This window comes from Bradyrhizobium sp. BR14999 (assembly GCF_056106085.1).
Map to the genome: position 1 here is coordinate 3,509,427 of NZ_CM148536.1, position 13,405 is coordinate 3,522,831.

11 protein-coding genes are annotated in these 13,405 nt (G+C 65.3%); 3 read left to right on the plus strand and 8 right to left on the minus strand.

Annotated features, from left to right (window positions below):
- Nucleotides 1-58 precede the first annotated feature (58 nt).
- The 3 genes from ACR9YP_RS16125 to ACR9YP_RS16135 all read right to left on the minus strand — a co-directional run bounded on the left by ACR9YP_RS16125 (nucleotide 59) and on the right by ACR9YP_RS16135 (nucleotide 3,193).
- On the minus strand, nucleotides 59-1,003 hold the full coding sequence (locus ACR9YP_RS16125; protein WP_128932433.1) for an ABC transporter substrate-binding protein: 945 nt from the start codon (nucleotides 1,001-1,003) through the stop codon (nucleotides 59-61).
- A gap of 106 nt (nucleotides 1,004-1,109) precedes the next feature.
- The gene (hutC, locus tag ACR9YP_RS16130) at nucleotides 1,110-1,838 is read right to left on the minus strand and encodes a histidine utilization repressor (RefSeq protein WP_128932434.1); all 729 of its coding nucleotides are present in this window, start codon (nucleotides 1,836-1,838) and stop codon (nucleotides 1,110-1,112) included.
- Nucleotides 1,835-3,193, minus strand: coding sequence for a formimidoylglutamate deiminase (locus ACR9YP_RS16135; RefSeq protein WP_438106405.1), 1,359 nt, complete (start codon nucleotides 3,191-3,193; stop codon nucleotides 1,835-1,837). Before ACR9YP_RS16135 ends, hutC begins: the two co-directional genes overlap by 4 nt.
- A gap of 82 nt (nucleotides 3,194-3,275) precedes the next feature.
- On the opposite strand from ACR9YP_RS16135, the gene hutI reads away from it, so the two are divergent.
- From hutI to hutU, 3 genes are read left to right on the plus strand one after another with little or no spacing between them, the layout of a single operon-like run.
- Complete coding sequence (gene hutI, locus ACR9YP_RS16140; protein ID WP_438106407.1) at nucleotides 3,276-4,490, plus strand: imidazolonepropionase; 1,215 nt, start codon at nucleotides 3,276-3,278, stop codon at nucleotides 4,488-4,490.
- Nucleotides 4,487-6,046: a histidine ammonia-lyase gene (gene hutH, locus ACR9YP_RS16145; protein ID WP_438106409.1), complete on the plus strand. Its 1,560-nt coding sequence runs from the start codon at nucleotides 4,487-4,489 to the stop codon at nucleotides 6,044-6,046. Before hutI ends, hutH begins: the two co-directional genes overlap by 4 nt.
- Nucleotides 6,047-6,055: 9 nt before the next feature.
- A complete protein-coding gene (gene hutU / locus ACR9YP_RS16150; protein WP_438106410.1) occupies nucleotides 6,056-7,726 on the plus strand; it encodes a urocanate hydratase in 1,671 nt (556 codons plus the stop codon).
- A gap of 7 nt (nucleotides 7,727-7,733) precedes the next feature.
- On the opposite strand, the gene ACR9YP_RS16155 is transcribed toward hutU, so the two are convergent.
- From ACR9YP_RS16155 to ACR9YP_RS16175, 5 genes are all read right to left on the minus strand, one after another.
- Entirely contained in the window at nucleotides 7,734-9,725 is a 1,992-nt protein-coding gene (locus ACR9YP_RS16155) for a putative bifunctional diguanylate cyclase/phosphodiesterase (protein ID WP_474220406.1), read from the minus strand.
- Nucleotides 9,726-10,015: 290 nt separating this feature from the next.
- Nucleotides 10,016-10,900 (minus strand): BJP family subclass B3 metallo-beta-lactamase, encoded by an 885-nt coding sequence (gene blaBJP / locus ACR9YP_RS16160; RefSeq protein ID WP_438106414.1) that lies wholly within the window; start codon nucleotides 10,898-10,900, stop codon nucleotides 10,016-10,018.
- Nucleotides 10,901-11,071: 171 nt separating this feature from the next.
- On the minus strand, nucleotides 11,072-11,347 hold the full coding sequence (locus ACR9YP_RS16165) for a TonB-dependent receptor plug domain-containing protein (RefSeq protein WP_438106416.1): 276 nt from the start codon (nucleotides 11,345-11,347) through the stop codon (nucleotides 11,072-11,074).
- A 64-nt stretch (nucleotides 11,348-11,411) separates the two neighbouring features.
- Entirely contained in the window at nucleotides 11,412-12,647 is a 1,236-nt protein-coding gene (locus tag ACR9YP_RS16170) for a hypothetical protein (protein WP_438106418.1), read from the minus strand.
- A gap of 310 nt (nucleotides 12,648-12,957) precedes the next feature.
- Nucleotides 12,958-13,257: a hypothetical protein gene (locus ACR9YP_RS16175; protein ID WP_370987735.1), complete on the minus strand. Its 300-nt coding sequence runs from the start codon at nucleotides 13,255-13,257 to the stop codon at nucleotides 12,958-12,960.
- Nucleotides 13,258-13,405: the final 148 nt, after the last annotated feature.

The window sequence follows — 13,405 nt, forward strand, 5'->3', positions numbered from 1 at the left end:
CCGAATAGTCGATCATGTGCCGGCTCCGCCTCTTGGCGGAACCGGTCACTTGCAGAAGTTACTTGATGTAGCTCGCGTCGAAGAGGTCTTCGACCTTCGGCGCGGTCTTGATGATGCCGATCTCGAGTAGGAGCTCGGCGGCCTCCTTGTTGAAGGTCAGGAAATCGCCGGCGAAGAACTTCTGGTTCGCCGCCTTGTCCTGCCAGCGCAGATATTTCGCCGAGTTGCCGAACTGCTCGCCGGACTGCTTCACGTCGGCGCCCATGATCTCGTAGGCCTTTGCCTGATCCTTGGCGATCATGTCGAGCGCCTCGAAATAGCTGTCGGCGAGCGCCTTGGCGGCCTTCGGGTTCTCGGTGAGGAACTTTGGCGTGCAGCCGAACGTGTCCATGACCATCGGGTAGTCGAGCGTGGTCGCGATGATCTTGCCCTTGTCGGGCGCGGCGCGAACCGTCGAAAGATACGGTTCATACGTCATCGCGGCATCGTTCTGCCCGGAGACGAAGGCCTGCGCAGCCGCAGCCGGCTCGAGGTTGACGACGGTGACGTCCTTCACCGACAGACCGTTCTTCTTGAGCATCCAGGCCAGCGCGAAATAAGGCGAGGTGCCGGGCGCGGAGGCCGCGACGGTCTTGCCCTTCAGATCCTTGATCGAAGCCAGATCGTTTCGCACGGCCATGCCGTCGGCGCCGTAGCTCTTGTCGAGCTGGAAGATCTGCTTGGTCGCAACGCCGTTGGCGTTCCAGGAGATCCAGGTCTCGACGGTCGTTGCCGCGCACTGGACGTCGCCGGAGGCGATCGCGAGGTGACGGTCCTTCTGCGGGATCTTCTTGATGGTGACGTCGAGGCCGTTCTTCTTGAAGATGCCGGCCTCCTTCGCCAACGTCAGAGGCGCGAAGCCGGTCCATCCGGAGATGCCGATGCCGACCTTGACGTCGTCGGCGAGCACCGGAGTGGCGGTCGCGAGGGCAATGATTGTCACAAATACTTTCGAACTACGCATGATTGTCGTCCTCTTGCCGATCGATGGATTGACGTCCTGTTGATCCTTGTCGGTCCATTTGGACCGTTGCCCGAAGCATTGCACGAACTGTGCCGACATTATTCTCTCAGCCTCCCTTGAATCGGGCGACAAGGCGGTGAGAGTCACCGGGATAAAGCAGGCGCACCGCGGTGATCGTGCGCGCGCTGCGCCAGGTGTAGCGATCGATCACGAGGCAGGGCGCGCCGATTGCGATGTCGAGCGCCTTCGCCGCGCGATCGTCCGCAACGATGGCGCTGATGGTATGCTCGGCCTCCGTCCACGGCACATGGTGGAGCAGCCACGAGCCCGGCGGCTCGCGCGAGAAGTCTGCCGTCGCAGCATTCGGCACGGACGACAGATCGATCAGTCTGTCCTCGACGGCGAAGGGCACGTTGTCGGCGCTGTGCCGGCAGGCGATCGCGACCACCTTGCCGGCCTTCTTGACGCCGAGGCGGTCGCGGTCAGCGGCGGTCGCCGTGCGCAGCTTGCGGCCGATCAGCTCGTAGCCGTAAGCGCGGCCGAGCGCGATGATTTCGGCGCGGATGTCGGCGATCTTGAGCACGGCGGACTGATGCTGCGGCCGGCGCACGAAGGAGCCGGCGCGCCGCCGTCGCTCGATCAGGTCGGCCTGCGCCAGCTCCGACAGCGCCTTGTTCACCGTCATGCGCGAGCAGCCGTAGCGTGCGACCAGCTCGTGCTCGAAGGGGATGCGATGCCCGGGCGGCCATTCGCCGGTCAAAATGCGCTTTTCAATATCGGCGCGGATTCGCTTGTAGAGCGTCGGCTTGTCGGTCGCACCGGTCGCGAGGCTCATGCGACGAGCCTCCGGATGGAGGCGTTGAAGCGCTCGCGTGCGGCTTGGCGCAGCTTGTGCCGGCCATTCTCGACGACCTTGGCGCCGCCGGCCCAAACGCAATCGATCGCGCCGCCGCCGGCCGCGAAGATCCAGCCGTCGATGATGGCGTCGCGTGCGCGCCCCGCCAGCGACGGATGTGCCGTGTCGAGCGTGACGATGTCAGCGCGCGCACCCGGCGCGAGGCCGACGGTCGTCTGTGCCATCGCCTGCGCGCCGCCCGCGAGCGCATGATCGAACAGCGTGCGTCCCGTCGAGCGCCCCGCACCGCTGGAGAGTACGTTACGCTGACGATGCTTCAGACGCTGACCGTATTCGAGCTGGCGCAACTCGTCGGCGACGCCGACCAGCACGTTGGAATCGGTGCCGACACCGAACGCGCCGCCGGCCGCGAGAAATTCGCGCGCCGGAAAGATGCCGTCGCCGAGGCTCGCTTCCGTGATGGGGCAGAGACCCGCGACCGCGCCGGTCTTGGCGAATGCGGTGACTTCCGCATCCGTCGTGTGGGTGGCGTGGATGAGGCACCAGCGTTGATCGACGGGCGCGTGCTCCAGCAGCCATTGCACCGGCCGCTGGCTCGACCATGCCAGGCAATCCTCGACTTCCTTCACCTGTTCGGCGGCATGAATGTGCACCGGTCCGCCATCGGCCAGCGGAATGATCGCTGTGAGTTCGTCCGGCGTCACCGCGCGCAAGCTGTGCGGCGCGATGCCGATATTGGCGCCCGGCAATGTTGCGATGGCCGTGCGTGATGCAGTCATCAGGGCGGCGAACTGATCGACCGAGCAGATGAAGCGGCGCTGGCCGCCATGCGGCGCTGCGCCGCCGAAGGAGCCATGCGCATAAAAACTTGGCAGCAGTGTCAGCGCAATGCCTGACGCTTCGGCAGCCTGTGCGATGCGCGCGGCCATCTCGCCGAGATCAGCGTAGGGCGAGCCATCGCGATCATGATGGAGATAGTGGAATTCGCCGACGCGGGTAAAACCCTGCTCCAACATCTCGACATAGAGCAGCGTCGCGACCGCCACGACGTCATCCGGCGTCATCGCCAGCGCGAAGCGATACATCGTCTCGCGCCAGGTCCAGAAGGTATCGGTGCTGTCGCCGCGCAACTCGGCGAGGCCCGCCATGCCGCGCTGGAACGCGTGGCTGTGCAGGCTCGCCAATCCCGGAAGCGCGATGGCGTGGCGCTCGTCGCCGGCCGCCGGCGCCACATTCGGCGTCACCGCCGCGATCGCGCCGGCGGTGATGACCACCTGCACGTCATTGGCCCAGCCCGAGGGCAGGAGCGCGGAGGCGAAATGCAGTCGGGTCATGATTACACGCCGGCTGGACAGAACCGCCTCACGATTATATGTCTAGACATATAAGTCAAGCATCCCACGAAGGGGCCGTTGCATGGCAGAGCGCTTCGACCGGATCTGGCACAATGCCCGGCTCGCCACGATGCGGGCTGACCGTCCTGACCTTGGCGAGATCGAGCGGGGCGTAATCGCCACGCGCGGCGGCCGTATCGTCTATGCGGATGCGCAGACCGATTTTCCGTCGGATGCCGATGCGGCCGAGAGGATCGATTGCGAGGGACGCTGGATCACGCCCGGCCTCGTCGATTGCCATACCCATCTGGTCTATGGGGGCAACCGCGCGCACGAGTTCGAGCTGCGCCTGAAGGGGGCGAGCTACGAGGAGATCGCGCGCGCCGGCGGCGGCATCGTCTCGACGGTGGCTGCGACGCGGAAGGCGAGCGAGGCCGAGCTCGTCGCAGGCGCGCTGCCGCGGCTCGATGCATTGATCGCCGAGGGCGCAACCACGGTCGAGATCAAGTCCGGCTACGGCCTCGATACCGAAACCGAGATGCGTCAGCTTGCCGCTGCGCGCAGCCTCGGTGGCCAGCGGCCGGTTGCGATCCGCACCTCCTTCCTTGGCGCGCATGCACTGCCGCCGGAGGCGGAGGGCAACAAGGATCGTTACATCGATCTCGTGTGCAAGGAGATGCTGCCCGCGGTCGCTAAGGCAGGCCTTGCCGATGCCGTCGATGCCTTCATGGAGGGCATCGCGTTCTCCGCCGAGCAGACCGCGCGGGTGTTCGAGACGGCGAGGGGGCTTGGACTTCCAGTCAAGCTCCATGCCGACCAGCTCTCGAATCTCGGCGGTGCCGCGCTTGCCGCGAAATTCTCGGCGCTCTCGGCCGATCATCTCGAGCACACCGACGAAGCCGGCGCTGCCGCGATGGCGAAGGCCGGAACGGTGGCGGTGCTGCTGCCCGGCGCCTTCTACTTCATCCGCGAGACGCAAAAGCCGCCGGTCGAGACGTTTCGCAGGCTTGGCGTCCACATGGCGCTGGCGACCGACTGCAATCCGGGCAGCTCGCCGCTGACCTCGCTGCTGCTCGTGATGAACATGGGGGCGACCCTGTTCCGGATGACAGTGACCGAATGCCTTGCCGGCGTGACGCGCGAGGGGGCGCGGGCGCTTGATGTGCTGGATGAGACCGGCACGTTGGAGGCCGGCAAATGGTGCGACCTCGCGATCTGGGACATCGAGCGGCCGGCCGAGCTGGTCTACCGCATCGGCTTCAATCCGCTGCACGAGCGGATATGGAGGGGGCAGTGACGGAGCAGGACACAGCGATCGTCGTCAGACCGGGGACGGTCAGTCTCGATGATCTCGCCTGCGTGCTCGATGGTGCGCCCGTCGTGCTCGATCCCTCATTCTGGCCGCGCGTCGAAGCCGCGGCGGAGATCGTCGCAAGAGCCGCGCGCGCGGATGTCCCGGTCTATGGCATCAACACCGGCTTCGGGAAGCTTGCGTCGAAGCGCATTCCGCCGGACCAGACCGCGCTGCTCCAGCGCAACCTGATCGTCTCGCACTGCTGCGGCGTCGGCCCGGCGACACCCGAATCGATCGTGCGGCTGATGATGGCGCTGAAGATCGTCTCGCTCGGCCGCGGCGCCTCCGGCGTGCGCAGCGAGGTGATCGAGCAACTGCAGGCAATGCTGGCGCGGGGTGTCTATCCGCTGGTGCCGCAGCAAGGCTCCGTGGGCGCCTCCGGCGATCTTGCACCGCTTGCGCATATGACGGCAGTGATGATCGGCGAAGGGCAGGCCATCATTGACGGGAAAACTGTATCCGGCGTTGAGGCACTAAAGGCCGCCGGCCTTGCGCCGCTGACGCTCGGGCCCAAGGAAGGCCTCGCGCTGATCAACGGCACGCAATTGTCGACGGCCTACGCGATCTCCGGCGTGCTGCGTGCGTTTCGCCTGGCCCGCGCAGCGCTCGTGACCGGCGCATTGTCGGTGGATGCCGCGATGGCCTCGACGGCACCGTTCCGCCCTGAAATCCAGGCGCTACGCGGTCATGCCGGGCAGATCGCCGCGGCGGCGACGTTGACGGCGCTGCTCGACGGCAGCGACATCCGCCTGTCGCATCTCGAAGGCGACGAGCGCGTGCAGGACCCTTATTGCCTGCGTTGCCAACCGCAGGTCGCGGGCGCGGCGCTCGACCTGATCACGCAGGCGGCGCGCACGCTGATCATCGAGGCCAACGCCGTCACCGACAATCCGCTGGTGCTGGTCGAGACCGGCGAGATCGTCTCCGGCGGCAATTTCCACGCCGAGCCGGTGGCCTTTGCCGCCGACGCGATTGCGCTCGCGCTATCGGAGATCGGCGCGATCAGCGAGCGGCGCATCGCGACGCTGGTCGACCCCGCGCTCAATTTCGGTTTGCCGCCGTTCCTGACGCCCGACCCCGGCCTCAATTCCGGCTTCATGATCGCCGAGGTCACGGCGGCCGCGCTCTATGCCGAGAACAAGCAGCGCGCGCTCGCCTGCTCGATCGATTCGACGCCGACCAGCGCCAACCAGGAAGATCACGTCTCGATGGCCGCGCATGCCGCGCGGCGCCTGTCCGACATGGCCGACAATCTCACCGCCATTCTCGGCATCGAGCTCCTGGTTGCCGCCCAAGGCATCACGCTGCGCGCGCCGCATGCGACCAGCGCGCCGCTCGTTGCCGTCATTGCCGCGCTTCGTGAACAAGTGCCCGCACTCGGTGCCGACCGCTACATGGCAGGCGATCTCGCCAAGGCAGCTGCGCTGATCGAGGCCGACGCGCTGCCGGCGATCGCGATCACCGCACTTCCATCCGATCCGTTTCCGAGACTTGACTAAGAGGTCCGCATGAACCGCCGACTGGACAATGACCGTACCATCCGCGCGCCCCGCGGCAGCGAGATCAGCGCCAAGAGCTGGCTGACGGAAGCGCCCTTGCGCATGCTGATGAACAATCTCGATCCCGATGTGGCGGAGCGGCCGAGCGAGCTCGTCGTCTATGGCGGCATCGGCCGCGCCGCGCGCGACTGGGAGAGCTTCGACCGGATCACGGCGGCCTTGCGCAAGCTCGAAAACGACCAGACCTTGCTGATCCAATCCGGAAAACCGGTCGGTGTCTTCCGCACCCATGCCGACGCGCCGCGTGTCTTGATCGCGAACTCCAACATCGTGCCGCACTGGGCGACGCTCGATCATTTCAACGAGCTCGATCGGAAGGGCCTGATGATGTACGGCCAGATGACTGCAGGCTCCTGGATCTATATCGGCAGCCAGGGCATCGTGCAGGGCACCTACGAAACCTTCGTCGAGGTCGGTCGTCGCCATTATGGCGGCAGCCTCGCCGGCAAATGGATTCTCACCGCCGGCCTCGGCGGCATGGGCGGCGCGCAGCCGCTGGCTGCGACCATGGCCGGTGCTTCGATGCTCGCGGTCGAATGCCAGCCGAGCCGCATCGAGATGCGCTTACGCACCGGCTATCTCGATCGGCAGGCCGCAACCCTCGACGAAGCGCTCGCCATCATGGAAGAGGCCGCGAAGACGAAGAAGGCGGTCTCGGTCGGCCTGCTCGGCAATGCCGCCGAGATCTTCCCGGAGCTGGTGCGCCGCGGCGTGAAGCCCGACATCGTCACCGACCAGACCAGCGCGCACGATCCGATCAACGGTTATCTGCCCAAGGGCTGGACGCTGGCCGAATGGGAAGCCAAGCGCGCATCCGACCCGAAGTCGGTCGAGCGTGCCTCGAAGACGTCGATGGTCGAGCACGTGAAGGCTATGCTGGATTTCCACGCGCAGGGCATTCCGACGCTCGACTACGGCAACAACATCCGCCAGATGGCGCAGGATATGGGCCTGAAGAACGCCTTCGATTTCCCAGGCTTCGTTCCGGCCTATATTCGTCCGCTGTTCTGCCGCGGCGTCGGGCCGTTCCGCTGGGCCGCGCTCTCGGGCGATCCCGAGGACATCTTCAAGACCGACGCCAAGGTCAAGGAGCTGATGCCTGACGACAAGCATCTGCACAATTGGCTCGACATGGCCAAGGCGCGCATCAAGTTCCAGGGCCTGCCGGCGCGGATCTGCTGGGTCGGCCTCGGCGATCGCCATCGGCTCGGCCTTGCCTTCAATGAGATGGTGGCGCGCGGCGAATTGAAAGCGCCGATCGTCATCGGCCGCGATCATCTCGACAGCGGCTCGGTGGCAAGCCCCAACCGCGAGACCGAGGCGATGAAGGATGGATCGGACGCGGTATCCGACTGGCCCTTGCTCAACGCGCTGCTCAATTGCGCCAGCGGTGCGACCTGGGTCTCGCTACACCATGGCGGTGGCGTCGGCATCGGCTATTCGCAGCACGCCGGCATGGTGATCGTCGCCGATGGCACGCCGGAAGCCGCAAAGCGCATCGAGCGCGTGCTCTGGAACGATCCCGCCAGCGGCGTGATGCGCCATGCCGACGCGGGTTATGACATTGCGATCGACTGCGCCCGTGACAAGGGTCTCGATCTGCCGAGCTTGGCGAAGTAGCCGCGCCTCAGGCCACGACCTTGGCGCCGGCGCCGTCGAGGCGCAGCTGTTCCTTGGCGAGATAGTCGCCGATCGCGTCGGCCGGCATGGGCTTTGCGAAATAATAACCCTGGCGGCGCAGGGTGTCGAGCTGAGCACGAGTCTCGACGCCCTCGGCGACGCAGGCGATCTCCATGTCGTCGCACAGGCCCGTGAGCGACTTGATGATCTTGTAGCTCACAGGATTGTCGTTGATGTCGGCGACGAAGCTGCGGTCGACCTTGATCTTGTCGAGCGGCAGCCGGTGCACGTGGCTGAGTGAGGAATAGCCGGTGCCGAAATCATCCAGCGAAATGCCGCAGCCCATTGCCTTCAGCGTCGCGATCGACTGCTGCGCGCGCACGAAGTCGAAAGTGACGGCGGTCTCGGTGATCTCGAAATCGATCCGGTGCGGCGGCAGCCCGCTCTTCTCGATGATGGCGATCAGCGGCAGGATGCCTTCGGCCGCGCAGACGTCGTGGGCAGAGAGGTTGAACGACAGGCGGATGTGATCAGGCCAGGTCCTGGCGGTCGCGAGCGCGCGAACCAGCAGCGCCTGCGTCAGCGGCCGGATCAGGCCGATGCGCTCGGCGGCGGGAATGAAATCGGCCGGGGAAACCAGGCCAAGGCGGGAGCTGTGCCAACGCGCCAGGACTTCGAAGCCGGCGGTGTGCTCGCTCATGGCGTCCACGATCGGCTGGAACACCAGGTCCATCTCGGTGCTGAAATCCGCACTGCGGAGCAAATTCTCGATGACGCCGCGGCTGCGGATCTCTGCCTCCAGCTCGCTCGAGAAGATCACGGTGCGGCCGCGCAGATGGCGCTTGGCGTGATACAGCGAGTAGTCGGCGCATTCATAGAGCGCTTCCGACGTCGTCGCCGAGGTCGGGAACAGCGCAAAACCAATCGAGCAGGACAGCCCGGTATGGGCGGTGTCGAGCTGGTAGGGCAGCTTGACCTGGCTGCCGATGCGCTCGCCGAGCCGCATCAGATCGGCATCATCGGGATCGCCGCACACGACGAGGCCAAACTCGTCGCCGCCGAGCCTTGCGAATTCCACGCGCTGCGGGCCAAAGCCCTCGCAGACTTCGCGGATGCGGCGGCCCGCCTCGATCAGGACGCGGTCGCCGACAGTATGGCCGTAATTGTCGTTGATCGGCTTGAAACCGTCGAGGTCGATGATCCCGACCGCGACGCGAACGCTCCTGCGCTCGGCATCGGTAAAGGCGCTCGACAGCTCGGCGAAGAAGCGGCGGCGGTTCGGCAGCTCGGTGAGGGAATCGAGATTGGCAAGGCGGAAGTTCTCGTCCGAGAGCGCCTGTGTCGCCGCCTGCTGCGCAAGCAGCGACTTGCGGCTCGCGACGAGATCGGCGAAGTCGCGGTAGTAGATGAACAGCACCGTCACCATCGCGCCCGAGACCAGCAAATTGTTGACGGCGATCGCCTTCAGCGTCGGCTCGCCCGTAGTGAAGAAGAACAACACATAGGGCACGTCGACGATCAGCGTCACGATCAGCGCCGCCGAGCGTAGATGCATCAGCGAGAAGATGCAGCCGATCACGGTGACCGCCATGTAGAAGGCGACTTGGCTCTTGGCGAACGGATCGCCGTAGGGGTAGAGCGCGAATGACCAGACGGTGAAGCCGGCACCGATCGGCAGTGTCAGCCAGTTGGTGGCGCGCAGATTGCGCAGGATGTCGGCATCGCTGCGCACGATGTGGCGCTGACGCAGCCACCAGAACGTACGGAGCGCCGCGAGCACGGTCAGCACAGAAGGCACGATCATCGTGAGCCAGTCCGGCGCCACGTTCACATAGGTGTAGGCGACCGCGATCGAGTTGCTCATAAGCAGGAAGTAGAGGAGCGGGACCTGTTTGGAGAAGGCGTCGAACTGCGCGCGTGTCAGATCCGGGTTGTCGGCCGGCACGCGAAACAGCCGCATCGCGGCGGCGAGATGAGACTTCAAATCGGCAACAGGCATTGCAATACGCGCCCCGGGTCCTTCAAAACCGGGCGATCTTGCATGGCGCGGGTAAAGGTCGCGTTAGGTGGGTTCCACGGGAAAAGCCAGCGCAGGTTGCACGTGACTGCGGCATTTTCCGTCGGCGTGCATTGGTGAGGGTCTGTTAAGGATGTTGCGGCGGCAGAGCCGGGCGCTTCGCCGCCGGTCAAAGCCGTGCGGCTACGTTCTGCTAACCATGTGCGGCGGCATAACGTATGCCGCACCACGTGTCCATTCGGGCGACGGTGTGGTGCGGCGTCTGATAGCCGCTATTTTTTCTCCAGCGCGGCCGTCTGCTTGGCGAGTTGCTTGTCGAACTCCTCCGACAGGCCGGTGACGTAGGTTGCAAGCTCCCCGGGGGTGACGAACGGGTTCGGCGCGCCGTCCTTCATCTGCGCGCGCTTGGCCTGCATGCCATAGACCTCCGGATGCGGCCCGAGCAGCACGTCGATCTTCATCGCCTTGGCCTTGGCGAATGTCGCGCGATAGTCGCCGACGATGCCGGGATAGGTCGGCTGACCGACCAGCCTGTTCAGCGCAACCGTGCCGCTACAGAAGAACAACACCTCGCGGTTCTGATCGCCGTCCTTGACGCTCATCTCCCAGCTCGTGCAGCCCGGCGAGTGGCCGGGCGTTGCATGCGCCGTCAGCGTGACGTCGCCGAGCGTGACCTTGTCGCCTTCCTTCACCGTGCGGTCGACCTTCACCGCGGGGAAGGCGAGGTCCTCGTTCTTCTCGTCGCCGGGATAATAGCCGCCTTCGAGCAGCGGCTTGTCGCGCTCGCCGGCCACGAGCTGCGCGCCGGTCTCCTTCTTGATCTCGGCAAAACCGCCAGTGTGGTCGAGATGCGCATGCGTGTTGAGGATGATCTTGATGTCGGCGACCTTGAAGCCGAGTTTCGCGATATTGTCCTTGATCATGCCGGTCGACTGGGGCATCGCGGTATCCATCAGGATCAGACCCTGCGACGTCTTGATGACATAGACGGCGATGCCGCCGGTTCCGACATAGTAGATGTTGCCGATGAGCTGGAACGGCTCGAACGGCGCTGTCCACTTCTGCATGGCCGTCGCCAGGAAATCCTTGATGGTCTGCGCCTGCGCGCCCGTTGCGAACAATGCCAGCGCGCACAGCGCGGCCGCGAGCTTCGTCATAGTTTGCCTCCCACAGTGTTCTTGTCGTTTTGATCGGGCGCGGACGTCGTGTGGCTCGACCGGTGCGCAAGCTACGTCGTGGCCGGCGTTGCGGGCAACTGCTTCGTGCCTGGAAATATGGATGTGCTCGGGCGGGAACAACGCCGGTCGGCCGAAAGCGGTGCGAGACGCCTAGCGCCCGATCGTCACGCCGGCGGTCGAGCGCATGGCGTCCCGGAGGCTCGTCGCATTCATGTCGTCGAGGACCTGCCGCGTCAGCACGGTGGTCTGGCCGGGCGTGTTGAGGATCGTCTCGCCGTGCGAGGAAGAGAGCCGATCGGCCTTGTAAGGCGCGGCCGGATCGGTGGCAGGAGTAGCCGCATGACGTGGCCGTTTGCCCGCGGCCCAAGCGGGCTGCGAGATGCAGAAGGCGGCGATCAGGATCAGAGACAATGACCTTGCGCGCATATGCGATCTCCCATGTCGGGACATCAACCTAGCACATCGCACCGGTGTGCCGCAGAAGAAAGGATCAGGCGAGCGCGGCCTGGCGCTCCCGCGCCGGCTCGCGGGCGCGGTCGTTTTTCCCAGGCTCGGCGAGCCGGGTGAAACTGCGCTGGCTCGCATGCGCAGGCGCCTCGACGATGACGCCCTCGCAGACGATCTGCCCGCCGAGCATCCTGAATTCCAGCTTGTCGTAGCGCGGCATCGTCTCGCCGGGCGCCGGCGGCAGCAGTCCGACACTGCCCTGGATGTTGAGAGTGGCATCGCCGGTGCCGTGCAGGCGCGGATTCCACATCCTGATCCCGGTCTCGGCCCAGCGCTGCCGGATCAACGCGGCGCGGTCGGTGGGCTCTGCGACCTTTGGCCGAGGCTTCCGCGTGCTGGGTGTCTTCGCAGCGGGAGACTCGAGGATCGGCTCCGGCGCGACATCCGTGAGGACGATCGGTGTGTTGGCGGAAGCGTCCGCTGCGACGATCGTTGCGACAAGCGCGGAATCGCCGGCGAAGCCGGGCTCGATCTCTACGGCGACACTGGGAGACGCAGCCCTGTCGATGCTGCTCTCGGCAATATCCTCCGCCGAGACTTGGCTATCGGCAAGCGCGACACGCGAGTCGTCCACGACGGCCAGCTCAACATCCCCTGGGAGGCCGGCGGAAGTGTCATCGTTGACGATGAGAACGGGTGTGTCAGCCGAGGCAATCGCGACCTCGCCGGCCGCGACCGGCACCTCCTCCGCGACGTTGGCCCGGAGTTCGCAAGCTGGATTGCTGCTGATGATGGGCTCGGGAACATCGACCGGCTCGACCTCGACGGTGGCGGTTGCGACCGCTGCCTCGTCCACGACGGCGGGGTCAACGTTCGCCGGGAGGTCTGCGGGCGGATCGTTGCTGATGACTTCAGGAACATCAACCGGGTCGCTCTCGGCCGACGAGGCCGCAACCTCTGCGATGACGACCGGTTCGACGTCTGCCGGCGTCTCCAGGGTTGGATGGTCGCTGACGTCGACATCGATTGGCGCTGCCGACGAGCTTTCCGCGATGACGGTATCATTCCCTGCGACCGGAGTCGCGACCGCGATCTCGGCATCGCTGCAGCACGGAGCGGTGCTGAGACCGGTGTCGAGAGGCGGAGCTGCTTCTGCAATTTCGGAGGTGACGCCGGGTGAGTCGCTTGCGGCACTCGGTGCGACGTCGACACTGCCGCTGTGCGGCAGGGGCCGAAGCCGGGTGAACGCCCATTTCACCGCAGGGATGCGGCGCAGCAACGATATCAGTCTCGAAAGCACTGGGAGTTGTCCAGGAGGTACTCGGCGTGAGGCAATCGCTGATTCGTCAGCAATGTGAAAAACTGCCCCGGCCGTCACACCGATGTCAATCTAGGTGGGACCAATTGCAGAACATCCGCGCGCCATCGTGCGCGTTGCGCGATCGTCTGGTGACGGCCCAGCTCAACTGGAAGAGCGAATTCCGAAGCGGACGCCAAACGTGCGAATAGCGGTGGTTAGCGATCGGCATGAGTGGGGGGCTCGTGCTTGGCAGCGAACCCCCAATGAAGCTGCAACGTCCTCTCTCGCGCTATTTCCCGCCGGAACCGGAGCCTGCACCGCTGCCAGAACCCGCGCCGCCGCCGGCCTGGCTGCCCATGTTATTCGTATTGGTGCCACCTGCGGATGGCGACTGTGCGCCCTTGCTGTCGCTGGCCTCGTTCTGCATGTTCGATGCGCGGCCCGTCGTCATGCCTTTGGTCGCGGGCCCCCGCGAAGAGGGACCAACCTCGCCCTGACTGGATGCGCCTGGAGCAGGTTGTGTCTGCGCGAAGGCGCTACCGGTCGCCAGCGCCATGATGCACGCGGATGCCAGAATGATCTTCTTCATTGGATTCTCCTTGACTTGGCATCCCGGACAATCCGCCTCCGCCAACGACGTTCCTGCCGATCTATCACCACCGCTTCAACTCTTTGCGGCCTAACGTCGGGGTTCCCGTCTTCATCGCCAGCGGCTATTCAGGACCCTCATCATTCGT